The organism is Lactiplantibacillus songbeiensis, from assembly GCF_005405125.1.
Classification (GTDB): domain Bacteria; phylum Bacillota; class Bacilli; order Lactobacillales; family Lactobacillaceae; genus Lactiplantibacillus; species Lactiplantibacillus songbeiensis.
Genome location: NZ_BJDL01000027.1, coordinates 25442 through 49394, shown reverse-complemented (window position 1 = coordinate 49394; position 23953 = coordinate 25442). Strand labels below are relative to the sequence as shown.

Below are 23953 nucleotides of genomic sequence, written 5' to 3'. Positions count from 1 at the left end.
TTTTAAATACTTTTAAGTTGTGTATAAGTGTGTATAATATAAAGGAGAAGTTAGCTAATGACAATGAAGCCACGGAAACTCGAACGTTTAGTGTTAAAAGCCGGTTTTAAATATGTACCAGAACTAGGACGTGGTGGTCATCGATTTTATCGTCATCCTGATGGTCGAACTACTGAAATTCCATTTCACTCAAAAGAACTAAAAAAGGGAACTGAAATGAGAATCCTTAAGCAAATTAGTTTGCCAGCTAAGTGAAAGGACTGAAAAGAATGAAAAAAAAGGTCGTTTATCCGATTGTTGCCGAGGAGTTTAATGATGAAGACGGACATTATTATGTTGCCAGTTCTCCCAATTTACCTGGGATGGTCACACAGGGAGACACACTTAATGAGTTAGCCGTTCAAGCAGAAGATGCCATTGCGACTATTTTGGAAGAAGGTCATTATCCTGAGGTTCAAGACCCTGCTGACTGGAAGTTAAATGACAATGAGCGTGTCATGTTTATTGCCGTTGATATGCAACAGTATCTAGCAGAAAAGGCTAAAACGGTCCGACGCAATATTAGTATGCCAAAATATATTAGTGATTTAGCAAGAGAAAATAGAATTAATGTTTCTCAGGTTGCAACGGATGCCATTAAAGCTCAACTTGGGTTATAACCATACAGAAATTTTACCAATAAGTAGTCGACTTGCGGATTAATATGCAGCATCGAATGTTGTGCCGTTAAGGGACTACCATGAATAATTTTAGTCACCGGTTGAAAGCCGTGTTGGGTCAGCGTTGTGCTGAAGGCCAACACGGCTTTTAGATTGACTTCACCATCGCCCTTAGTTTGCCAGATCTGGCCAGCAAGGTTAAGAATTGCCAGATGTTTGGGTAATTTGGCCAATTGCTGGGTGGTCACATGAGGGTAAGTTGAGGCAATCGTAACAAATTTATGGATGCGTGGTTGGTGCTGGGGTCGCGCAATTAAGTAATCAAAAATAATATTACCACCGGATGAATGACCGACTGCATTGTAGTCGGTGACGTGGTAACGGTCGTGGAGGACTTGCATGACCGTTACCAGTTGGTGTGCTTGTCGTTGGGGGTGATGATTATCTTTGAAGACCACTTGGATAGTCGGATTGTGCCGTAGTGGTGCGAATTGTTGGACGGCGACGTGACCATTCTTAGCGACGTTAATGACTAAAGCTTTGGTCATTAAATGCGTCGCACTGAGCCGATGGACGAACCCATTGGTAGAAAAGGCGCGGGCATAGTCGCCAGCAACGAAGATCGTTGGTGTGTTGGTCTGCTGAATCTTTAATGTTTTTAGTGGCGCTAACCGGTGTTGCCAGTAAGCACCTAGGCCCACAACTAGGCCGATACTAACCGTAGCCATAATGGTGATTAATCGAGATCGACGCATGCAAAGCACTTCCCTTTAACTAAAATGAAGTAAAGTTTGTCCAAGTAGTTTCATTACGCTTAGTGCTAGTTGGCTTAAATTGCCACTCTGGTTGGGCCAGAATCGGCTGGAACGTGGTGGCCACGTTTTCGAGCCAAAGTGCGGTCTCAAAAGCCGGGCTTTATCTAAGTCGGAAAGTCACCGACCAAGATAAACGACACCACTGAGCCGATTCTGGCCCGCCCGGCGTTGATTAACAGGAATCAATGATTATTTATTATCGACCATAAATTTAGCCGAGCCGTTGGTTCCTAAAATGCTCAGTCATGTCGTTGGTCTTAGTACGAGTGGTTTGCTCGGACTTAGGCCAAGGCTAGTTTTGAAGACAGCACTTTGGCTTCAAAATGGCCCATGGCGTTCCAGCGTTTTAGGAACCAACCGGTAGGCGGCAAGTTCAACTAACACTAAACATAGTTCCATTATAAATGAAACGCGTGCAAATGGTTTTGCAAATGCCATGGTAATCCACTAAAATGAGGTCAGTATCGTAATAATTGAGAAAGTTGGTTGCCGAATGAGTTCAGAATATGATTTAACGATTATCGGCGGCGGTCCCGTGGGGATGTTCGCTGCCTTTTATGCCGGGATGCGGAATGCCCACGTCCAATTGTTGGAGAGTTTGCCAGAATTAGGGGGACAAGTCCAAGCCTTATATCCCGAAAAGATGATTCACGATGTGGCTGGTTATCCAGCGATTAAAGGTCGCGATTTGGTAGCTCAGTTGGCCAAACAACTGGCTGAATTTCCAATTGATGTTCATACCAAAAGTCCGGTTGCGGATGTGACTGGTCAAATGGGTGATTTTACCATTACGACGACTGATGGCACGGTATCGCATAGTAAAGCGATTATTGTGGCGACTGGGACTGGGGCGTTTGAACCGCGCCGCTTAGCCGTTGAAAATGCGGATCAGTTTGAAGGTCAACAATTGTTCTATCATATTCCGAGTCTAGCGACCTTTAAAGATAAAACGGTCTTAGTGGCCGGTGGTGGGGATTCCGCAATCGACATGGCTTTAATGCTCGAACCAGTGGCTAAAAAAGTCTATATCATGCATCGGCGGAACCAATTCCGTGGCATGGAACATAGTGTTGACCTGCTGAAGGCTTCTAGTGTGGTTATTAAGACACCGTTCTTAATTAAAGAAATGCAACAATTAGCAAATGGCCAGTTGGATCTAATGATGAAGGAAGTCCGCGGTGACGCTGAAGAACATGTCGCGGTAGATGACTTGATTGTCAACTATGGCTTTATTGCTGATCATAAGGCGATTGAGGCTTGGCAAGTGGCACCAACGATGGATCACTATCTGATTGATGTGAATACGGAAATGAATACTAATGTTGCAGGTGTGGCGGCCATTGGTGATGCGGTTACGTATCCGGGTAAACTAGGCTTGATTGCCAGTGGCTTCGGTGAAGCACCGAACGCGGTCAATCAATTAATGATGACCTTGTATCCCGAACGACGCAGTCCATTACACAGTACGACGTTATTTGAAAAACGCGCGCATCAAAAGTAAAAAAATAAAGCGATTGTTGAAACCGGCCAGTTAGGCTCCGTTTCAGCAATCGCTTTTTAAATTATGATTTTTGTAAAATAATATGGCTAACAAGGCGTCGATAATAGAACCAAGTCCCAAGACTACCGCCAATTGCGGCCCCAATCGTGCCACCCCAGCTCCAATCTTCAAGGGTGATGGCATTGAGGCTAAATATTACAACTACCATGATGGTGGCGATGCCGAAGCGATACACGCTTTTCACTAATGCTTGATGTTTCCAAGCGCGATAGGCGGCTTCAGTGGTAACTTTAAACGGTTGATTAAGGCCATTTACCCGATTCTGATGGTCAGAAAGCAATGCTGGAATGAAGACGGCCATGAGTAAACATACCGTAACCAGACCAAAATGATGACCTGGCCGCATATCGGTCACCAAGCTAAGCAAAAGGATCAGTAATATTAGGAATTGCGACAGGTTAAATAAGCCGGTTGCTTGTTGACTGCGAACTTGTTGCTGTTGTTCAGTGACGGGTCCAAAATTGCCGTCATTAAGAACTAGTAGTGTTTTAATCAGTCGTTGCATGAATATCCCCCCTGAAGCTAGTGTAACGGAGTGTGGGTGGTAACACAATACGCTTGATGCTAGTTGAAGTTTCCGCCTGCCGGTTGGTTTTTAAAACGCTGGAACGCCATGGGCCATTTTGAAGCCAAAGTGCGGTCTTCAAAATTGGCCTTGGCCTAAGTCTGAGCAGACCACTTACACTAAGGCCAACGACACGGCTGAGCATTTTTAGAAACCAACCTCTCGGCTAAATTTGTGGTCGACAATAGAGCCTCATTAATTTCCGTTAATTAACGCCGGGCGGGCCAGAATCGGCTCAGTGGTGTCGTTTATCTTGGTCGGTGACTTTCCGGCTTAGATAAAGCCCGGCTTTCGAGACCGTACTTTGGCTCGAAAACGTGGCCACCACGTTCCAGCCGATTTTGGTCCAACCAGAGTGACAATTTAAGTCAATTAGCACCGAGCGTACACAATAGATAAAAAGAGCCATTAACCAGTAGCGGTTAATGGCTCTTGCGAACTTATTTCTTTGAATTACTGCTAGATGTTGCTGACATGTCATCCGGGTTGGTAATTTGAATCCGGGTCGAATCAGTCTTCTTGTGTGAGGCTTCGGGTGCATCGGTCTTGTACAGTGAAGTGGTGGATTTATGGCCATTTTCAGCATACAGACTGGTTGCTGATTTCTTCAAAGCTGTTTCAATCTTGATTTCTTTTTGCAAACCCTCGGCATAGTTATATGTCGAGGCATCAACTTTCTTAAAGCCTTTTGGTGTGTAAAAGCGTAACAAGTTCTTCGAATTTAAGGAGTCAGAAAGGCTGAGTTCTTTGCTAACCTTTTTTTGATCCTTATCGACGGCTTTTTGAACGGCCTCGGTGGCATCAAGTTGTTCGCCGGTCGTATTGTCGTAAACTTTGCCGCTTAAGACGGTGTATTTCGGTGTGACGAAATCGCGATTCCGGAAAGCGACGACTTGGTCATGTTGCTTCGAGAACAAGTCGGTCCCAAACTGGATATAGCGTTTGCTAGAGATGCCGAGTAAGTGCATGATCGTTGGTAAAACGTCAATCTCGCCGCCATACGTCGACTCAACTTTGCCGCCTTTAGTTCCTGGCATATTGACCATGAACGGCACCCGTTGAAGTTGGGCATTATCATACGCCGTCCAATCTTTAGCGGTCTTTCCAAGTAAAGGCGCCAGTGTGGTGTTTTCACCATTAGATAAACCGTAATGATCACCATATAGGACAATCATGGAATGCTTAAGTAAGCCTGATTTCTGCAAGTAAGCGTAGAATTCCTTGATCGATTGATCCAAATAATGCGCCGTTTGGAAGTAGCCGTTGATGGCCGAATCACTCGTATCAGTCGTCTTAAAGGTGGTATCTTCTTTGTCCATCGTGTACGGAAAGTGGTTGGTAACGGTGATGTACTTCACGTAGAAGGGCTGTTGCAGCCGTTGTAAATATTGAATCGAGTTCTTGAATAACAACTTATCTTTTAAGCCATAGCCGGTTGATTTATCGCCGGTTGTATCAAAGTAGCTGGCATCAAAGAAGTATTGATAGCCCATACTCTTATACGTGTTATTCCGATTCCAAAAGCTGGCGACATTCCCATGGAATACCGCACTAGTATAATTGCGGCGCTGCTTAAGAATCGCTGGGGCCGCTTGGAACGTGTTATCAGACCCTAGCTGGGCGAAGAGTGAGCCGGTTGGTAAGCCGTACGTGCTAGTTTCGAGCATGTTTTCGGCATCACTGGTCTTACCCTGACCGACTTGATGGAAGAAGTTCTTAAACGCATAGGTCGATTGACTATGATACAGCTTATTCAAGAACGGGGTGACTTCCTTACCATTAATCTTTTTGTCAATTAGAAATTGTTGGAAACTTTCTAAATGAATCACAATGACGTTTTTACCTTTCGCAATCCCATACATACTGCTATTAGGGGCCGCGTAATGGGACTTAGTAAAGTCGTGGACCGTATCTAGTTCTGACTTCTTAGCACTCGCACGTTGATGATGGGTCTGTTCATCTTTAATGCCATCGTAGACCGTAAACGCATCAAGACCTAGGTATTTGACGATATAGTTATTGTCAAAAGTCCGGGTCAACAATTGTGGTCGGTTAGCTTCAGCCAACGTCAAGTTCAATCCAAAGCCGGCGATGGCGACTGAGATGGTGGCAAAGGCCTGGCGTTTGCGAATGGGTTGGTCGTCATGTTTGATGCGGTGGAAAATGAATAGGACTAGCATGGCGATGATATCGATCCAGTAGAGCCAATCATACCAATTGACTAACGCGAGTGACGATCCCGTTAGCCCTTGACTGACTTTGGAATAGCCAGTGATGGTGCTGACGGTCATAAAATCCGTAAACTCGCGATAATAAATGACGTTGGCATACAAGAGGACGGTATCCAACGCGTCAATCAGTAGCAGAATATAATAATAGAACCCGGTTTTGCGAATGAAAAGAGCTAAACCAAATAAGAACACCGTAATGGCGATCGGGTTCACAATCATTAGCAGGACTTGTAAAATATCGGAAACTCCCAAGGAGAATTCGGTCAAGTACGCTAGTAATGTTTTGGCCCAGAAAAAAATAATCAGTAGCCAAAAGAACCCCATCCGCGTGTTTAGGTGTTGGCGGAGTTGCTTAAACATAGTTAAAAGACCTCATTTGTAGCATATTTGGATATGACTCAAAAAGCAGTCATCATGTCATTTTAACATATCTCTAGTGGCGTAATGCTTAACATTTTGTTTAGAGCAAGCGATGGCTCAGTTTGCACGTGGTTGAGATAGCTGTACTAAATATTGCCACTTTGGTTTGACCAGAATTGGTGGGAACGTGTTGGTCCCGTTTTCGAGCCGAAGAGTAGTCTCGAAAACTGGGCTTTATCTAAGTCGCAAGTCCACGACTAAGGTAAACGATACCACTGAGCCGATTCTGGCCCGCTTGGCGTTAAAGTTTTGGAGTACTGAATGAATGGGCTAATTGATGCTAGCTGATAGGGTTAATTTAAATCGTTTATTTTAGGTGGGATTAGGAGATAACTTGTATTAGACTGGTTATTATTCGAGACTTATTATTTTTGAACTTTTGAGTTTGGCACCAACAATAAAAAACAAGGTAGGAACTTGAAATGGAAATTAAGACAAGTAATCAGACGGATTCAGTCGTCTATGCCGATGCCATTATGATTCGTCGGGCAGTATTTATTGATGAACAACATATTGATCCAGCCGATGAGTTGGATACCGTGACTTCAGCGACTTGGCACTATGTGCTATATGATGATACGGCTGCTGCAGTGGCGACTGCCCGGATGACGCCGGAAGCAGGACAACAGTTACATATTCAACGGGTGGCAACCCTCAAGTCAGCTCGTGGGCATGGTTACGCCCAAGCAATTATTAAGCGGATGATTCAAGACGCTCAGCAACAAGGCTATCGCCAATTAGTTTTGGGGGCGCAAGTGACCGCCCAGAGCTTTTACAGTCAATTGGGGTTTCAACCAGTTGGTGACCGGTTTATGGAAGCGGGCTTACAACATCAAGAAATGGTGTTAGTTTTAAACTAAATTGTTGTTCAGTATTCGAACTTAAAAATTAAAAAAAGGCAACTTAACGTGTATAGTTTAAATAGATGAACTTAAATTGGAAAGGACGTTTTGTATGACTGAACTAACGACTTCGTTCACATTTAATTCTGGGATTACTTTGAAAAATCGATTGATGATGTCGCCGATGACGACTCGCCAAAGCTTCTTTGACGGCGAAGTCACCCAGGACGAAATTGCTTACTATACCCGTCGCGCCCATGGGGTGGGGGCTGTGATTACTGGGGCAGCTAATGTGCAAGCTGGTGGTAAAGGTTGGCCGGGTGAGTTAAGTGTTGCCGATGATGCGATGCTACCACGGCTACACGACTTAGCGACAGCGATTCAAGGGGCTGGGGCCAAAGCCATCTTACAAGTGGTCCATGCTGGGCGAATGACCCACCGAGCTACTTTGGGTGGTGAACAAATTGTGTCAGCTAGTGCCGTGCCAGCCTTGCGCCCGGATGCTGAGATACCACGTGCCATGACTAATGCTGAAATTCTGGCAACCATCCAGGCTTTCGGTGACGCAACTCGCCGGGCCATTCAGGCTGGTTTTGATGGGATTGAATTGCATGGTGCCAACACATATCTGATTCAACAATTCTTTTCACCCCATTCTAATCGGCGTGATGACCAATGGGGTGGTAGTCGTGACAATCGGGCACGGTTCATTAAAGAACTACTAAAGTGTGTTTTTGCGGCAGTTGAAACGTATGCTGACCGGCCATTTCTGGTTGGTTACCGCATCTCACCAGAAGAGTTTGAAACGCCGGGAATTCAGTTCGAAGACACGTTGTGGTTATTGCAGAAATTGGCCAAGACAAAGTTGGATTATATTCATATTTCACTTAATCATTATGACCGCGTCGCCCGGACTGATGGTTATCAAGCTAAATCCATCTTGGCGTATGTTCAAGCTGCAATTGGTGGTCAAATTCCGTTAGTTGGGGTGGGCAGTGTCCGCAATCGGCATGACGTTAAGCAAGTTTTAAAGCATACCGATCTAGTAGCAGTGGGCGAACAATTATTGTTTGACCCTGATTGGGCGACTAAGTTAGTGACGCATCAAGATAATCAAATTGTGACGGGCGATTTTAAGGCGTTGTTTGAACAGCAACGGCACCAATTCAGTCAGCCATTAGCGACTTTCTTAGATGCTCGCTACCACTCAACACCTAATATTTAAATCAAGTTTATGGCGAGTCTGAAAATTTTTGGCTCGTTTTTGGGGCTTTATTTGTTTCTGGACGGTATGTTGTCTAGCGTAAGTGGTATGCTGAAAGTAAGAGAGAAAGCGTCGTAACTTAGGGGATTTTAATATGGTAGCTGCAGCACCAGTGACGGTCACTGATATTGCCGGTAATATCGATCGGCAATTAACCTTTATGGATATCGAGATTGAACAAAAGCGTTATCCGCATTTAAAACCAAAGCATGGTTGGTTGGAAAAGGCGATGGGTTATAATCCATATGCGGTGGGTTTATTAACGATTACGTCGGGACGGATAACGTTAGCTGATGAACATGGTCACACTTTCCGGTCACTGGGGCCAACGATGATTACGGCCGCTCAATTGGGAATTTATCGGTCAACCACGCATGGTTTCGGCAATGGCATCCGGTTGGAGGATCGGTTGACAGTTAACTTAAACTTAACGACGACCAGTGGCACGTATCAGCTATTGAATGATGATTTGACAGTTATTCCGGTCTTGTTGACTTGGTTAGCAAGTTTTGACGTTCCGGTCACGGACCCGTTGCACTTAAAACGGTTACCGGCTGATTTCAATTGGCAGCAGGTGACCGCGGCAGAAATTGCCAAGTGGTCGGTCTCAACACCGTATGCAGCGCAGATGACGACATTAGGCGCTCGGAACCGACATTAAAAATAGTGTCTAATATACGTATAGTGTTAGTTGGATTAGATAGCCACTCTGGTTGGCCCAGAATCGGCTAGAACGTGGTGGCCGCGTTTGTGAGCCGGAGAGCGGTCTCACAAGCCGGGCTTTATCTAAGTCGCAAAATCACGACTAAGATAAACGACACCACTGAGCCAATTTTGGGCCGCCCGCCGTTAATTAATTGGTATTTTATAGATTAACGTTAATGCATTGTAATGAATAGCTTTAGCCATGTTATTGGTCTAAATTCGAGTGGGCTTTTTTGGGACTTAGGTTAAGGTCAGGTTTAAAGGCCAGACTTAAAGTATTCCATGGCATTTTAGAAGCCAACCGGTAGGCACCAATTTTAATTAATACTAAGCGTATCATATAAAAAACGATTCAGGAATTTTTAATCAAATTTCTGAATCGTTTTTTGTTGATTGGTCGCTTAGCTTTTTAATTGCGCCATCGTATAGCGTTGTTGCCATTCTTGCCAGGTTGTGAGCAATGTTTGGGCAAATGGCGTTAATTGGTAGCGTACTTTGGTGACGGTATCAGGTTGTTCTAACTGACTGGTGATGAGTTGCGTTCGAGTTAAAGTTTGTAGAGCCAAGGTTAGGCTAGGCCTAGTGATTGGACTAAGCTGGGTTAATAGGTCTTCGTAATATTTTGGTGTTGTTAGTGCCGTTAAAATGGCCGTTTTAGTGTGGTCGGTTAATAAGTCGCGTAAGTCAGCAGTCGGTGTTTGGGACGAATGACGAGTTTGCATGGTTAACGTATTCATGGCAGTCGCTTCCTTTTTGATTAAAGCTTAGCAGATAGCTGATTAATCATGGGGTGCCGGACGCTTTCAAGGTAAGCTAACGAACAAAATCGTTTGATTGCAGACTGTTTGACGTCACTAAACTTGTACGACTATTTATTAGCTTAATGCGTATAAATGCGTATAATATGAGTATCGGAGTGGAAGCATGCCAATGAAAACGCGAGCGTTAATCAGACTGCTAGAAAAGCATGGTTTTAAAGTTGTGAGTCAAAATGGATCGCATGCTAAATTTAAGAATGCGACAACGATTATTATTGTGCCAATCCATCGACGTGAAGTTCCTAAGGGAATTTTACAATCAATTTTGAAGACTGCTGGTATCAAACCAACTAATCGAGGAGGATTTTAGGATGAAACATGATTTAGCAATTTATCCCGCAATTTTTGAGCCAACTGATGGTGTGATAATGGTCAGTTTTCCAGATGTCCCGGCTGTGCATACCTTTGGCGATAATGACGTTGAAGCAACTTTGATGGCCACTGATGCCTTAGCCTTGGCTTTGTATGGTGAATCTCGGCCCAAACCATCTGCTGTGGCAGATGTCCAGCTTAAGGCTAATCAATATTTAGTGATGATAACGGTCGACATGGATGAAGCTCGGCGAAAAATCACCAGACCAACCGTTAGAAAGAATGTCACTATTCCGGCTGACTTAGAAGTTTTAGCACGCAAACAAGGGTTAAATTTCAGTGAAGTCTTGACTAAGGCGTTACGTACCCAATTACATGCTTAGATTTTGAGCTCGAAATATTAGCAGCACTAATCATTTAGAGATCACTAAAAAGCCGCGCACCCAATCAGCAATGGGTACGCGGCTTTTAGTGTTATTTAGTTTCTGAATTGGATTTTGGTTGGCGCGTCACACGCTGTTTAATCCAAGATCCCCAGTTTTTAAAACTGATCTTAGGCGGATTAACCGTCCAAGCAATCAAGCCTGGGAGAATTAGTGGGGTGACGAGATTACTTAAAATAATCCCAATCACTAACATGACACCAGTTGACTGGAAGAGTTGCTCTGGCATGCCTAACATTGGCAAGTAGAAGACTAACTCGAACAGACTCACTGGCAGAATCAAGCGACCGCTTAATGCAAAGTGTTGCTTTAAGTCGGCTAATTCAAACCGATGTAGCCAGTCTTTGCGGTTCACGGTGACCGTACTGATTAGCAGCCAGTGCAAGGTGAGTAAGATGCTTCCCCAAATCAAGGTTAACCATGGTAAGTTACCCAGTTGTGCAAAGGTGGAATAACCTAAGCGGGTTAAGCCCCAGCTGGAGGCAATCATAATGGCTAGGCCAACGACCAAGTATTCACTGAGCACGATTGATCGTAAGCTCAACCAGAGGCAAATGGCAATCAGCACGAAGGCTAACAGACCCCACTTCAAGTAGTTAGAAATAAAATTCTGACGAACTTGACTTTGCGTGACCGTCTCACCGCTATAAACGACATTAGCTTGGGCAAGTGGTGTCGCTAACAAGTTAGCTTTGGTGGCTTGTTTAACGGCGGTCAACGCATGGAAACTGCTGGTGCTAGTTGGCGCTTGTTTAAAGGTGACGATTAACTGAGTGACCTTGCCCGTTTTACCAGTGTTAGTCGTCAGACTATTACGGAATAAGTCACTATTATAAGCATCGGCCGGAATAAAGAAGGCTTTACCAACTTCACTGGCTTTCAAGCTAGCTAGGTAGGTACTAGTACTGTTAATTGAACTATTAACTGTTCCAATCGTCTTAGCGGTCTTAGCAAGTTTCTTCTTAACGGACTTTAACTTGGTATTGGTATCATCATACATTGAGATGACGCTGTCTTGATTCATTTGAACGGTATTCGTTAAATCGGTAATCGAAGCCACTAATGAATCAGCTTTGTTCAATTCACGATTGAGTTCACGTAATGCAGCACGACTACGCTTATTTTTACCACTTACGTTGCCCGCGGCCATCTCCGTGTTCACTAATTGCGTGGAGATACGGTCGTTGTAGGTTGAAAGCTTGTTGAGTTGTTTACGTAACTTCTTCAAGCTCTTGAGCTGTTTGCCAACTTGAGCGCTAGCAATGGTTTCTTGGTTCGCTTTTAGGTGCTTTTGAACTTTGGCTAATTGTTTCTGATTAGCCGCTAAACTCGTTGTAATGGCAGTTAATTGGTTGCCAACGTAATATTGCGCTACCTTTTTACCGGTTGGTTGTGTCACGGAAACAACGGATTTAACGCCTTTGACGTGTTGTAGCTTAGTGGTTAACGTATCTAAAACTTGTAAATTATTTTGCGTCGTTAAGTTATGATCAGCCGTGATGTTAATCACCACGGGTGTTGCAGCCCCGGCACCAAAATGCGCAGCGATAACTTGGTTACCGTCTTCCGCATTTGTCGTCGTAGCTAATAAGTCAGGTGTCAGGTTGTCATATGAGAATTGGGCACGGGCAAACCAGAGGCCAGGAACCAATAAGATGATGGCAATTAGCCAACCAAGCATGGGTTTCCAACTGCTGAGCAAGCCAAATTGCTGCCAGAGGTTCTTGGGACGATGGCCCCATGATCGATTACCAGGCCAGCGAATCCCATGACCCAATAAGGCAGCAAACGTGTAGTTCAAGGTTGGCACGGCCAAGGTAGTCAAAATAACGGCCAAAGCGATAATCCAACTTGAGGCAACGGCTGGAAGTTGGGCAAAGCTCAGGCCAATAGCCATTAAGGCCAAACTAATTAAGACAACTAACCACTTTTTAAATTGTAAAGCGAGTGTCGCTTGAGCATCAGCTTCATGATCTTTGTTCTCAGCAGCTGTAGCCAAATAGTCGCTCATGTATGACCAAGTCAAAACGGTACTCAAAACTAAGACGACAATGCCAATAATGAGCACACTATTACCAGCAAATGGCAATTTCCAGAAGTCGACGGCATTCGCTGCAATACTGGTCGTAGTGATTAGGGCAATTGTTTGGATTAATAAGTTAACCAACGGAATGAGTACCGAACGGAAAATAATGCCCAGTAGTAAGAGGGCACAGACAGCACCAATAATCAGAATCGTGATTGTGTGATTTAATTGTGCTTGTTGGCGCTGAGCCGCAATTAGATCAGGACTGGTGACATAAGTCTCTAGGCCGCTAACGGTCATTGCATCATTTAACTGTTTGGCGACAACTTTTAACTCAGATTGTTGCTTGTCGACAGAAACAACGGCAAGTTCGGTCGAGCCGTCACTGGACGTTAATAATTGCTGATCATTGGTCGAAGTATGTATCGTCCGGAGTTGCTTGATGCCATAATACTTGGCTTTCTTATTGATCTGCGTTAAAGTCTTGTCAATTTTAGTTTGTTGACTGGACAGTAACTTAGTCCGCTGGTTATTAAAGACCAAGACTAGTTGATCGGTATGGTCTAACCCGCGTCCCCAATTTTTTTGAATCTTCGTCAATTTGGTCGTGGTACTTTGGTTATTCGTAGCCGTTTGGTGACTGTCGATCAGCGATTGCACATTAGGCAAAGCTGCAATACCGACAAAGACCACGACAATCCAGAATACCAGGAACAAAAATTTCGGTTTGAGAAATTTCTTCATGTGGATGTGACGCCCCTCATCTTTTGATTTCGTTACCATAAGTCTACCATAGAAAGCCGGACGCTAACATGACAATTGAAGTTGTAACCGCTTGAAAAAGCAAATGTCAGCATTCAAAATAAAATTATGATATTCTAATTGGATTGCGGGAGGCAGAATTAATGAAAACAGATCGCTTTCAGGCATTTAGCGATGGTATTTTTGCGATTTTAATTACTATTTTAGTCTTGGAGTTTCATATTCCAGATTACCAGCCCGGTCGCTTGTTACCGGCGTTACTGGCGCAATGGCCTTTGTTTTTGTCTTATGCATTTTCATACTTTTACGTCGGAACATTGTGGTTATTTCATCATGATTATTTCAGTATGCTGGAGCGCATTGATCGGAATGTTAACATACTGAATCTACTGATGCTTTTTAGTATCACATTGTTAGATTATCCGATGTCGTTGGTTGCCGATGCGTTAACAAGCGGTAATCGCGCGGATATGCAAACGGCATTTATTGTCTATGATTTAGTCGCGCTGTTTATTTCAGCGACGTTCTATTTTATGTATGCTTATTTGCATCATCATCAAGAGCTCAAAAGTCACGCCATGTCGAATGATTTCTATGCAGCGATTAAGTTTGACCCTGTTCGGAGTGTGACGATTTATGGTTTGGCGATTTTGACGACATTGTGGTCCGTCTGGCTCGGAGCGGTCTTGCTGGCTGCAGGGATTATCTTCCACTTTTTTGCCTATTTACGAATGAGTAAGCAAATGGCACGTTCGAAAGGAGCAGTCACTCATGACTGATTATTCAACTTTACTAGGTCCTGACCGCTATGATTTGGCAGTGAGTTTAGGACAGCAGTATCATTTAGATCCAAGCCAAGTGTTATTTGGCTACTTACAGGTTGTCAGTGATGTCACTGGCGGTGATCAACCACAATTAGGGGATTTACATGACCCTAAAATTTTGGCAGTTATTAATGAACAGTTTGATCATTTCTTGAAGCAACGCCACTAGCTGAATTGGTTAGTGTTTCTTGCCACGCTGGCTCGCCCAGCGTTTTTCAGTGATTACCAATCGCAAAAGCCCGTCTGTCGTTTTTTAGCGACAGGCGGGCTTTTGGTAAAAAAAGAACCCGTTACCGGATTCTTAAAAGGTTAGTTCTAACATTTATCTAAGTTCGCGTAAAGCGCGTCTAAGTCATCGATGGTGTTCATCATTGTCATTTGTTGGGGCGCTTCCGATGTCTCATCTGTGGATGTTGGTTGCGCCGCTTTAAACCCGTGTGGAACCAGGCCGGTGGTTGCCACTTGATGATAATATTCTGAAACTAGATTAGCAGAATTCATTTCCAAAGTATCCAAGACGTGATTAACATTCGCGAACAGCTTAACCCGCGTCGATCGTTTTTTGGTTGGCATTTTCTCACCTCAACCAATATTTTGCACCCTTTGACATCAATAAGCAAATAAAGTGAAACGGTTAAACTAATTTGTTGATATTTTCTACTTACTAATACCGTCTTTTCAATGATATCGGCTTTTTATTGCATTTTTGACAGTTGAAAATGATTCTAAATAACCACATAAGGTTAAAAATATTGATGATAATAAGGTCAATTGATTAACTTGTCAAACCTTACGCTTGGTGCTAGTTGAGATTGCCGCCTGCCGGTTGGTTCCTAAAACGCTGGAACGCCATGGCCATTTTGAAGTCAAAGTTGAGGTGTTCGAAAACGCGGCTACCACGTTTCAGCCGATGCTGGCCCAATCAGAGTGACAAGTTAAACCAACTAGTACCAAGTGTAACCGTATGAGTATCTTTAGCTGAGGGTTGGCACTAATTGATAAGTTTAATCTAACTTGTGTCTGACATAGGGACAAGCTAAGGTAACAAGCCAACAAATATAAACTCATTAGTTTCTAATAATTAAAATTGTGCTATAATAAAGTTTCAATAACTATCAAAGCGAGGTCTTCATTGTGAGTGGATATAACGTCGCGATTGTCGGTGCTACTGGCGCAGTTGGTGCGCGGATGATCAAAATGGTGGAACAAACGAGTTTACCAGTTAATTCAGTTAAACTATTGGCATCAAGTCGGTCAGCAGGAAAACAGCTTAAGTTTAATGGTCAAGATCTAACCGTTGAAGAAACGGTTCCAGAATCATTTGAAGGTATTGATTTGGCCTTATTCTCAGCTGGGGGTTCTGTTTCCAAAAAATTCGCCCCAGAAGCCGTAAAACGTGACGCGGTGGTCGTTGATAATACGAGTGCGTTCCGGATGGATCCTAAGATTCCATTAGTGGTTCCTGAAGTCAACGAATCTGCACTTTACCAACATCATGGGATTATCGCCAACCCGAACTGCTCAACCATTCAAATGGTTGTTGCGTTGGAACCAATCCGTAAAGCCTTCGGGTTGAAGCGGGTAATCGTGTCAACGTATCAAGCCGTTAGTGGTGCCGGTAACCGGGCCTTAAAGGAATTACGAGACGAAACCCAAGCTTACTTGGACGGTAAAGAAATGGAAGCTCATATCTTACCAGTCTCTGGCGACAAGAAGCATTATCCAATTGCTTTTAATGCGTTACCACAAATCGACGTCTTTGAAGAAGACGGCTATACGCATGAAGAATGGAAGATGATTCATGAAACCAAGAAGATCATGTGTGATGGTGACATGGACAGTAAGGATATCAAAGTAACAGCGACCTGTGTTCGGATTCCAGTGCCAGTCAGTCACTCTGAATCAGTATACTTCGAAGTCGAAGATCCTAAAGCGACGGTTAAGGGCATTCAAGATGCTTTAGCTGCGGCACCTGGGATCGTTTTACAAGATGATCCTGACAACCAAATCTATCCACAAGCCCACGAAGCAGAAGGCTCACGGGATACGTTTGTTGGTCGGATTCGTCCTGACCAAGAAACGCCACAAGCCTTCCAGATGTGGGATGTTTCTGACAACATGTTAAAGGGTGCAGCGTGGAACTCAGTTCAAATCGCTGAACACTTGGACAAGTTAGGCTTGTTGCACATGCAATAAACCAGAGTGTGAGGGCCAACGGGTTGTCCCTGAGCATTGCCTAGCTAGTTAATGGTACGGGTGGTTTTTCCCGTGCGATTAACTGGCGTAGCAAGCGGAGGGGGCAGTTGGCCCGAACACGTTTCGGCTAATTGAGTATAAAAACAAAAAAGGGTCTGTAAATTCAACCGAATTTACAGACCCTTTTATTATCCAACTAACTTTAAAATAGCCTTCACCAGTTCAACCGGTACTTCCTGATCAAAATCAATATTCAATCGTTTCTGACCAGTGGCATAGCCCGCAGCTTTAGCAGTTGCTAAAAGTTCTGGGGTCAAATTTGCTGAAAGGCTCAAACTGACATGGGCCTTATAAGCCGCAATGCCAACGTACTGTTTACCGAGTTCAAAGAAAGGAAGATTCCATTTGATTTTAGCAGTTGCATTCGGCAAGCCAGTTTCAACGAGTTGTTGTAACTGTTGTAAATAAGGCTGTGCGATTGGAGCAGCTTTGCTGATATATTCAGCAGTATCTTTTACGGGGACTCGACTTGGCATTTATAAGACTTCTTTCATAGGGTTATTTACGAAATGAATTGCGACGTAAGAGCCAGACGGTCAAGGCACACAGTCCAATGGCAATGACGACGGTAATTTCCCAGCCAAACGGATTCTTCATGAATGGGAGATCAACGTTTTGACCGAAAAAGCCAAAGACAATATTAGGCATGGTCAGAACGATTGAAAAGATGGTTAGCAGCCACATCGTGTTGTTCAGGCTGTTATCCAAGATATTGGAATAGGCATTTGACACGCGGCCAATAATATCAGAAGCGATGTTGGCCATTTCCAACCCTTGTTGCGCTTCAACAATAATGTCATCGAGGCGTTCTTTTTGGGCGGTCGATAATTTAATTGGCGCAAACCGTTTTAATGATTGCAACATGTCGTTATTAGTCTTAAGCGAGGTCAAAAAGTAGACCAAGGTGGTTTCTAATTCCATTAATTGTAAGATAACAGAGCGTTGAATCTGTTTACGCATCTTCGACTGAATATTTTGCCGGTCACGGTTAATCGCATTGATGGCTTGAAAGTATTGACGCGATAGCTTGTAAAGTACATCGAAAATGTAATCAATTGGGCGTTGGACCTTTTCCCAATCAGCGTCAATGACGTCGGCAAGCAGGTCTTCGACAAAGTCCGTCTGATCAGTCGTAAAGGTCAACAAAGTATGTTCAACCAACATAAAGCTGACTTGCGCGGTATAAGTGCCTTCATCACCATTTTGAGTGACCACATCAAAAATAATCGTCGTGATGGCGCTTTTGGCATCGTATTCCAAGCGCCCCCGTTCATGGCGGTCGGTGGCATAACCAAGCATCTCGTCGGTGACATGTTCTTCAGTGATGAGTTGGTGGTAATCATTATCCGTATAATTGTTAACGGCGACCCAGCGAAAGTCGTCGCTTAATGCTTGTACTTTTATCATTTTTTTAACTTCCAGATTTTTAGTTACTCTAAATTTAACATGGCAGGCTAACCAACGTAAAGCGGTTTTTACTTGACGGTGGTTTTACTGAGGCGCTCGCACCAGAGCTGATGGTCGCGGCTAAAGAACGTTAGGAGTAAGTCATAACTAATCACTAACAGGGTCAAGGACACCACGACGAGTGAAATATCCCAACGATTGAGTTCCGGGCTGGGAACATTGCCTAGCTTATTGAAGAACCATAAATCTAAGAAGAGTAGCGGTAGACTGACTAGATAGAGGCCACCGTAATGAATCAACAACTGCCAGCCAGTTGCCACTTGACCGCCGACGCTCACGATACGACTGTTGGTCAACCAACCCCCAATTGTTTTGCCTTGCCATAGTCGTGCGGGTAACCAGAAGAAAAGCAAAATATTGGCCAAGTAGAGCCAGCGAAAGTCGTGTGGCAAGGGCCAATTAAAATGTTTAACTAAGACGAAGTAGATAGTGTCGAAGCCGGCAATTAAGCCCCAGTCAATGAGTAAAGCCGTGATTCGCCGCCAGTTGATGGGGTGATTGGTATGCTGTAACTGCTTGGAGTGATCAGTGGTCCACCACTTTTGTGGCAATAATGTTAAGCCAACCGCTCCTAACCAGCCGCCAAATGTATTCGTGATTAAGTCGTCAACATCAAACATGCGATAAGCCCGACTATAATAGCCATATAAGCCAGTGAGTTGAGTCGTTTCAAAGAAAAGCGATAGTGCTAGACTCGCTAAAGTAATCAACCATAAAGGCCAATGATGGCGGGCTTTTAAGTAAGCACCAAAGGGCATCAATAAGAGCACATTGAAGAAGGGCTGAAAGAAAGTCGACGTTTTAAAGGTGGCCAGCCACGTTGCCGGATTGCTGAGTTGAAAACCGGTCAAAAGCCTGAGCTGACTGACAAAGAAGAACGGCTGTAAGTTATATTCAGCGCCAGTCATCGTTGCAACGGAACTGCGGGTTGGCAACGGTAAGATAATGAGTAAGTAAGCTGCGGCTAAGTACCAGATAAAGGTATAAGTACTAACGATTCGGCGTTCACTCAACGTTTGTTGGGTGCGTAATTGAATGGCTAGAATAATGAGCGCGATAAACAACGTTAAAAATGGTAGGGCCAAAATAATGATATGGGCCGGTTCCAGTAGCGTGCTGACAATATGACTGGTTTGAGCCAATTGATAAAGTTTTGTGATTAGATTCTGCATGGGACTCCCCCTGAAATAAGCTGCTCCTATTGTACTGTAGAAGCAGTGGCTGCGGGCGGAAATTAATAGAATTTTCAATTTACATAATAAAATTAGTAAAAAGTTAGTCATTAATCAGTTTTAAGGACGTTTAGTGCTAGTTGGGTTAAGTTGCCACTCTGGTTGGGCCAGCATCGGCTGGAACGTGGTGGCCGCGGTTATGAGCCGAAGAGCGGTCTCATAAGCCGGGCTTTGACTAAGCTGAGCAGACCACTCAACTAAGTCAAACGACACCACTGAGCCAATGCTGGCCCGCCCGACGTTAATCAGGTGATCAGTTATAAGCAGTTCAAGCTGCCAGTTTAGCCGGGAGGTTGGTTGCTAAAATGCTCAGCCGTATCGTTGGGCTTAGGCCAAGGTCGGTTTTGAAGAACGGGCTTTGGCTTCAAAATGACCCATAGCGTTCCAGCGTTTTAGCAACCAACCGGCAGGCGGCAAGTTTAACTAGCATCAAACGTATTTTGGGTCGGTTGTTAGAACATGGAAGCGGCCTGATTTGAAATTAAGGTAAGTTTAAAGAAGTTTTAACTAGTGATTAAAGGAGATTCATCACGTTTCAGGATAACCAGTACAGTTGAAGCGTGCGGCTGCATTTTGGTCAACGGTTAGGAGCAAAAATCAGTCGTTTATGCGAAGGGGGCAGTATTTTCTGAAAACGTATGTTAGAATAGTATGCTTATTGACCGGGAAAGACTTAAAGGAGCAGTTATTAACTATGTGGGTTATTAATTTAATGAATGATTTTGTGATTGGTTATCCGATTTTAGTGGCGGCAATCTGGATTATCGGTTGTTTGTACTTTGGCCGGTGGCAACATAGTCAGGAACGACCAGACCTGACGCCGGCCACCGCACCACTAGTTTCAATTCTAGTGCCGGCACATAATGAACAGGATACGCTAAAGGGGGCCGTAGCTTCGATTGCGGCGTTACACTACCATAATTTTGAGATTATTTTGATTGATGATAAGAGCAGTGATGACACGTTAGGTATTATGTATCAGCTGCAAGCACAATATGCGGAGCGCTTTTTAATCAAAGTTGTGCCGATTGAGATTAACCAGGGGAAAGCTAATGCCTTGAATCAAGGGTTAAAAGTGGCCAATGGGGTTTATATCTTAGGCATTGATTCGGATTCTATCCTAGATTATCAATCATTGTCAGAGCTAGTTAAAACCCTAAATAGCGATCCGAAGATTGGCGCCGTTGCTGGTAAACCAGTCGTTCGTAATCGGACCACCATTTTAGGTCGACTACAGTTGCTAGAATATATTGGAGTGATTGATATTATCAAAAAAGCCCAGGCCTTTTTAACTGGGCGGATTACCACCGTTTCTGGGGTGATTGTGGCCTTCAGACGTTCAGCGCTGGATGCGGTTGGCGGTTGGAATCCCGCCGTTATGACCGAAGATATTGATATCACTTGGCGAATGTATCGACATGGGTGGCAAGTTCGCTATGAACCGCGCGCAATTTGTTGGATTTTAGTGCCTGAAAGTATTCGTAACCTTATTCGGCAACGGCAGCGTTGGTCGCGTGGCGGCTTGGAAGTTCTCGTTGGAAACCGTGACGTTTTAACCCGTGGCAGTTGGAGTAAACGGGCGCTGTTGTACGAAACCGTAATTAGTAATGTTTGGGCAATCTGTACCACGCTAAGTCTGATTTCATGGGTCCTTAACTTAATTATGGTTCACTCTGTTCAATTAGACGGCGATATTTTATTAATCTTGTTAGTGATTAGTTTTACCCAATTCGGGATCGGGTTTAAGGCGTCACAATCAGCTGCGTATTTGCAATGGCGCGATCTTTTATTGATTCCAGTCTACATTTTGTACTACTGGATGATTAACTTGATCAGTTGTATTGCGGCGATTATCTCATTCGTCTTAGATCCAGATCGGATTGGGACGTGGACGAGTCCGGATCGGGGGTTGAAGTAATGCGTAATAGTGAAAAGTTCATCATTCGTAAACAAACCAGCCACCGCCGGACTTGGGGGCGAGTCGTTATTTTGACGGCCCTATGGCTTTTCGTGGCTTTTGTCATTATCGTTAACTTTAGTTTTATTTTTCATCTGTATAGTGATTCATTGGTTAGCTTTTACTTATTGATGAATCTAGATTATCGCTTGTATGGCATTGTTTTAGGGGTCATCATTGCGGTATCTTTGTTTGTCTGGGGTTATGCTGCTTGGCGCTTACGGCAGTTACGGGGGAAGCAAAAACATGAATCGGCATAAACGTAAAATCTTAATTTGGCTGGCGGCCATTGTGGTCATCGTGGGGATGGGCTTTACCGTTCAACGCAACTTTCAGTTCAATAAGGGTGGCGATGCGAATTATGCACTGCGACCACAAGATGCTAAAGTTAAAAACGGAATCATTATCTTTTGTTACCATCGGATCTTAAAAAATACGTTGGGCGTCCAGACCTCGAAGCTGTTATCCAGTAATTCACAGTTACATGATTTTGACGTGCCAGCGAATCAATTTGCCGCACAGATGAAGTACTTGCATGATCATCATGTCAGAGTCATCTCGTCAGCGCAAATGGCAGCTTTAAAAGCTAGCAAAACGCCAATCAAGGGGAAATATGTCGTCTTAACTTTTGATGATATTGACCGCACTACGATTGATAATGCCTTGCCAATCATGAAAAAGTACCACTTGCCCTTTACGACCTTTATCATCACCGGGAACACGGGCCGTTATCGGGAAGGCACACAATTAGCAACTTGGTCGCAGATTCGAGCAGCTAAGCGGTCAGCTGGCGACTTAATGACGGTGGGCTTGCATACGCATGATATGCATTATTTGACGAAAAAGTTCACGCCAATCTTTGATCAACCGCATGAATATCACCACTTTACGCGCGACTTTGCGCTAAGTAAACGGGAACTAAAAGCTCATCTTGGGGTGAAAGCACAAATGTTTGCTTATCCATACGGGAGTGGCCCACAACGGATCAGTAATTTCTTAGGCCGTCAAAACTTGCCACATGGTGTTGCAACGTTGGATGTGGGGATTGTGACCGATGCGACGAGTATGAATAACTTGCCACGAATGATTATTAATCAAAATAGTTGGCCAAGTATTGAACGTTGGTTGGGGAAGTAAGTCGGTTGGATTGAATCTGCCGCTTTGGTTGGTCTGGATTGACGCTGGAACGTGGTGGCCACGTTTGTGAGCCGAAGTGCGGTCTCACAAGCCGGGCTTTGACTAAGATCGGGAAAATCGCCCAATCTAAGTCAAACGACACCACTGAGCGTCATCCAGCCCGACCTGCGCTAATGCAACTTTAAAATGTTAGATGTTAAAACTTAAAAAAGTATCAGGGTGATTTGAGTGAACAAGCCTCAGATTGTACTGATACTTTTTTTACGTTTAATGTTAGTTGAAATTGCCGTGTGCCGGTTGGTTCCTAAAGCGCTGGAACACCACAGCTGGCTAAATAACCGAACTGAAATAATCAATCGTTAATTTTTCAATCATCGTTAATTAACGGCGGGCGGGCCAGAATTGGCTCAGTGGTGTCGTTTATCTTAGTCGGTGATTTTCCGACTTAGATAAAGCCCGGCTTTCGAGACCGCATTATGGCTCGAAAACGCGGCCACCACGTTCCAGCCGATTCTGGCCCAACCAGAGTGGCAATTTAAGCCAACTAGCACCAAGCAACCTTTTTTTTGTTACCATCAGAGTTTAGGCTAAGCCCAAGTTGCACAAACTGGAAATTTATGTTTGAATAGTGAACAATTATTAAAGGAGGATGAGAAAATGCTAATGGATGGTCACACGCACACGGAATTATGTCCACATGGCAGTGGCGAATCAACGGAAAAAATGGTGCAACGGGCAATTCAATTGGGCATGCAAAAGTACTGTATCACCGAACATGCCCCGTTGCCACCGACCTTTGCCACAACGTACGCTGGCGATATTACCGGGATTACGGAAGCCTCGTTAACCATGGCCCAAGTGCCGACCTACTTAGCATTGGGTCAGCATTTGCAGCAACAATACCGTGATCAGATTGAGATTTCGGTTGGCTTTGAAGTGGATTATTTACCCGGATTTGAAGCATGGACGCGGGACTTCCTAACGACTTATGGGCCCCAAACGCAGGAAAGTATTTTGTCCGTGCACTTTATGCCAGGGGTCGGGGACAAGACTTGGGCGATTGACTTGTCGCCAGAAAACTTTGGGGTGGCGTTTGCCGACTGGCTTAACCAGCCGCAACGCTTGTTTCAAATCTACTATCAAACTGTGCTAGCGTCGGTTCAAGCTGACTTGGGACCGTACGCCCCGCAACGAATTGGCCATATGAGTTTGGTGCGTAAATATCAAGATTATTTTGGACTTACTGAACCATTGGCAGCTGAAAATCTGAAGTTAGTCGATCAGATTTTAGACTTATTAGTCAGTCAGCATCGTGAACTAGATTTAAATCTGGCCGGCTTATATAAACCATTTTGTAATGACTTTTACCCAGGTGACCAGATTATTCAACGAGCTCGGCAGCGCGGTATTCCGCTGATTTATGGCTCGGATGCACATGATATTGTCAGCGTTGGTCGCGGTCAACATTTAATAAAAAAATTAATTTAATGGTTGACAAGCGCCATGAAAGTCACTAGAATGAGTTTTAAATTAAATAACTAATCAAATTTTAATAAACGGTTGTGATTAGAAAAAGTAGTTAATAATTTCCTCATCCAGAGAGTCCGGGTAGCTGCGAACCGGGCAGACATTATTAATGAACCCACATCTATGAACT

Annotated in this window: 24 protein-coding genes and 1 other annotated feature (1 of these 25 only partly in view); of the genes, 15 read left to right on the top strand and 9 right to left on the bottom strand. The window is 44.1% G+C overall.

What is annotated here, in order from left to right:
- The first annotated feature begins 57 nt into the window (after positions 1–57).
- Positions 58–255: a type II toxin-antitoxin system HicA family toxin gene (locus FFM77_RS11115; RefSeq protein WP_137635836.1), complete on the top strand. Its 198-nt coding sequence runs from the start codon at positions 58–60 to the stop codon at positions 253–255.
- 14 nt (positions 256–269) lie between these two features.
- Entirely contained in the window at positions 270–659 is a 390-nt protein-coding gene (locus FFM77_RS11110) for a type II toxin-antitoxin system HicB family antitoxin (protein WP_137635835.1), read from the top strand.
- On the opposite strand, the gene FFM77_RS11105 is transcribed toward FFM77_RS11110, so the two are convergent.
- Positions 644–1414, bottom strand: a complete 771-nt coding sequence (locus FFM77_RS11105; protein WP_137635834.1) for an alpha/beta hydrolase — start codon at positions 1412–1414, stop codon at positions 644–646. The two genes, FFM77_RS11110 and FFM77_RS11105, sit on opposite strands and share 16 nt — an antisense overlap.
- A 553-nt stretch (positions 1415–1967) precedes the next feature.
- Between FFM77_RS11105 and FFM77_RS11100 the strand changes: the two genes are divergently transcribed.
- A complete protein-coding gene (locus tag FFM77_RS11100) occupies positions 1968–2975 on the top strand; it encodes an NAD(P)/FAD-dependent oxidoreductase (RefSeq protein ID WP_137635833.1) in 1008 nt (335 codons plus the stop codon).
- 61 nt (positions 2976–3036) lie between these two features.
- Here the strand turns inward: FFM77_RS11100 and FFM77_RS11095 are convergent, their stop codons facing one another.
- Positions 3037–3540: a hypothetical protein gene (locus tag FFM77_RS11095; protein ID WP_137635832.1), complete on the bottom strand. Its 504-nt coding sequence runs from the start codon at positions 3538–3540 to the stop codon at positions 3037–3039.
- Between the two features lie 500 nt (positions 3541–4040).
- Positions 4041–6191, bottom strand: coding sequence for an LTA synthase family protein (locus FFM77_RS11090; protein WP_137635831.1), 2151 nt, complete (start codon positions 6189–6191; stop codon positions 4041–4043).
- Between the two features lie 482 nt (positions 6192–6673).
- Here FFM77_RS11090 and FFM77_RS11085 point away from each other — a divergent pair, with 482 nt between their 5' ends.
- The 3 genes from FFM77_RS11085 (at position 6674) to FFM77_RS11075 (ending at position 9018) form a co-directional block, all read left to right on the top strand.
- Complete coding sequence (locus tag FFM77_RS11085) at positions 6674–7111, top strand: GNAT family N-acetyltransferase (RefSeq protein WP_137635830.1); 438 nt, start codon at positions 6674–6676, stop codon at positions 7109–7111.
- Between the two features lie 94 nt (positions 7112–7205).
- Positions 7206–8318, top strand: coding sequence for an NADH-dependent flavin oxidoreductase (locus FFM77_RS11080; RefSeq protein WP_137635829.1), 1113 nt, complete (start codon positions 7206–7208; stop codon positions 8316–8318).
- A 133-nt stretch (positions 8319–8451) separates the two neighbouring features.
- The gene (locus tag FFM77_RS11075; protein WP_137635828.1) at positions 8452–9018 is read left to right on the top strand and encodes a hypothetical protein; all 567 of its coding nucleotides are present in this window, start codon (positions 8452–8454) and stop codon (positions 9016–9018) included.
- 445 nt (positions 9019–9463) lie between these two features.
- Here FFM77_RS11075 and FFM77_RS11070 read toward each other — a convergent pair whose 3' ends face one another.
- Positions 9464–9799, bottom strand: a complete 336-nt coding sequence (locus FFM77_RS11070) for a winged helix-turn-helix transcriptional regulator (protein ID WP_137635827.1) — start codon at positions 9797–9799, stop codon at positions 9464–9466.
- 193 nt (positions 9800–9992) lie between these two features.
- On the opposite strand from FFM77_RS11070, the gene FFM77_RS11065 reads away from it, so the two are divergent.
- Both FFM77_RS11065 and FFM77_RS11060 read left to right on the top strand, forming a co-directional pair.
- Positions 9993–10190 (top strand): type II toxin-antitoxin system HicA family toxin, encoded by a 198-nt coding sequence (locus FFM77_RS11065; protein ID WP_223876826.1) that lies wholly within the window; start codon positions 9993–9995, stop codon positions 10188–10190.
- 1 nt (position 10191) lies between these two features.
- Positions 10192–10575, top strand: a complete 384-nt coding sequence (locus FFM77_RS11060; RefSeq protein ID WP_137635825.1) for a type II toxin-antitoxin system HicB family antitoxin — start codon at positions 10192–10194, stop codon at positions 10573–10575.
- 91 nt (positions 10576–10666) lie between these two features.
- Here FFM77_RS11060 and FFM77_RS11055 read toward each other — a convergent pair whose 3' ends face one another.
- Complete coding sequence (locus FFM77_RS11055) at positions 10667–13405, bottom strand: MMPL family transporter (protein ID WP_171001612.1); 2739 nt, start codon at positions 13403–13405, stop codon at positions 10667–10669.
- Positions 13406–13566: 161 nt separating this feature from the next.
- Here FFM77_RS11055 and FFM77_RS11050 point away from each other — a divergent pair, with 161 nt between their 5' ends.
- Both FFM77_RS11050 and FFM77_RS11045 read left to right on the top strand, forming a co-directional pair.
- Positions 13567–14202 (top strand): TMEM175 family protein, encoded by a 636-nt coding sequence (locus tag FFM77_RS11050; protein ID WP_137635823.1) that lies wholly within the window; start codon positions 13567–13569, stop codon positions 14200–14202.
- The gene (locus FFM77_RS11045; protein ID WP_137635822.1) at positions 14195–14416 is read left to right on the top strand and encodes a hypothetical protein; all 222 of its coding nucleotides are present in this window, start codon (positions 14195–14197) and stop codon (positions 14414–14416) included. Before FFM77_RS11050 ends, FFM77_RS11045 begins: the two co-directional genes overlap by 8 nt.
- 146 nt (positions 14417–14562) lie before the next feature.
- On the opposite strand, the gene FFM77_RS11040 is transcribed toward FFM77_RS11045, so the two are convergent.
- A complete protein-coding gene (locus FFM77_RS11040; RefSeq protein WP_137635821.1) occupies positions 14563–14820 on the bottom strand; it encodes a hypothetical protein in 258 nt (85 codons plus the stop codon).
- Positions 14821–15381: 561 nt separating this feature from the next.
- Between FFM77_RS11040 and FFM77_RS11035 the strand changes: the two genes are divergently transcribed.
- Positions 15382–16443, top strand: coding sequence for an aspartate-semialdehyde dehydrogenase (locus tag FFM77_RS11035; RefSeq protein ID WP_137635820.1), 1062 nt, complete (start codon positions 15382–15384; stop codon positions 16441–16443).
- A 188-nt stretch (positions 16444–16631) separates the two neighbouring features.
- Here the strand turns inward: FFM77_RS11035 and FFM77_RS11030 are convergent, their stop codons facing one another.
- The 3 genes from FFM77_RS11030 to FFM77_RS11020 all read right to left on the bottom strand — a co-directional run bounded on the left by FFM77_RS11030 (position 16632) and on the right by FFM77_RS11020 (position 19142).
- Positions 16632–16979 (bottom strand): DUF1801 domain-containing protein, encoded by a 348-nt coding sequence (locus FFM77_RS11030; protein ID WP_137635819.1) that lies wholly within the window; start codon positions 16977–16979, stop codon positions 16632–16634.
- Between the two features lie 22 nt (positions 16980–17001).
- Positions 17002–17910, bottom strand: a complete 909-nt coding sequence (locus FFM77_RS11025) for a magnesium transporter CorA family protein (protein WP_137635818.1) — start codon at positions 17908–17910, stop codon at positions 17002–17004.
- A gap of 68 nt (positions 17911–17978) precedes the next feature.
- Entirely contained in the window at positions 17979–19142 is a 1164-nt protein-coding gene (locus FFM77_RS11020) for a VanZ family protein (protein WP_137635817.1), read from the bottom strand.
- Positions 19143–19896: 754 nt separating this feature from the next.
- Here FFM77_RS11020 and FFM77_RS11015 point away from each other — a divergent pair.
- The 4 genes from FFM77_RS11015 (at position 19897) to hisJ (ending at position 23784) form a co-directional block, all read left to right on the top strand.
- Positions 19897–21120 carry a glycosyltransferase family 2 protein gene (locus FFM77_RS11015; protein WP_307722475.1) on the top strand — a complete coding sequence of 408 codons (1224 nt, stop codon included), beginning with the start codon at positions 19897–19899 and terminating at the stop codon, positions 21118–21120.
- Entirely contained in the window at positions 21120–21419 is a 300-nt protein-coding gene (locus tag FFM77_RS11010) for a hypothetical protein (RefSeq protein ID WP_137635816.1), read from the top strand. Before FFM77_RS11015 ends, FFM77_RS11010 begins: the two co-directional genes overlap by 1 nt.
- Positions 21406–22296, top strand: coding sequence for a polysaccharide deacetylase family protein (locus FFM77_RS11005; protein WP_171001611.1), 891 nt, complete (start codon positions 21406–21408; stop codon positions 22294–22296). The genes FFM77_RS11010 and FFM77_RS11005 overlap by 14 nt, the downstream gene beginning before the upstream one ends.
- Positions 22297–22953: 657 nt before the next feature.
- Positions 22954–23784 (top strand): histidinol-phosphatase HisJ, encoded by an 831-nt coding sequence (gene hisJ / locus FFM77_RS11000; RefSeq protein WP_137635814.1) that lies wholly within the window; start codon positions 22954–22956, stop codon positions 23782–23784.
- A 65-nt stretch (positions 23785–23849) separates the two neighbouring features.
- Positions 23850–23953 (top strand) — a binding site (T-box leader) (it continues 131 nt past the right edge of the window).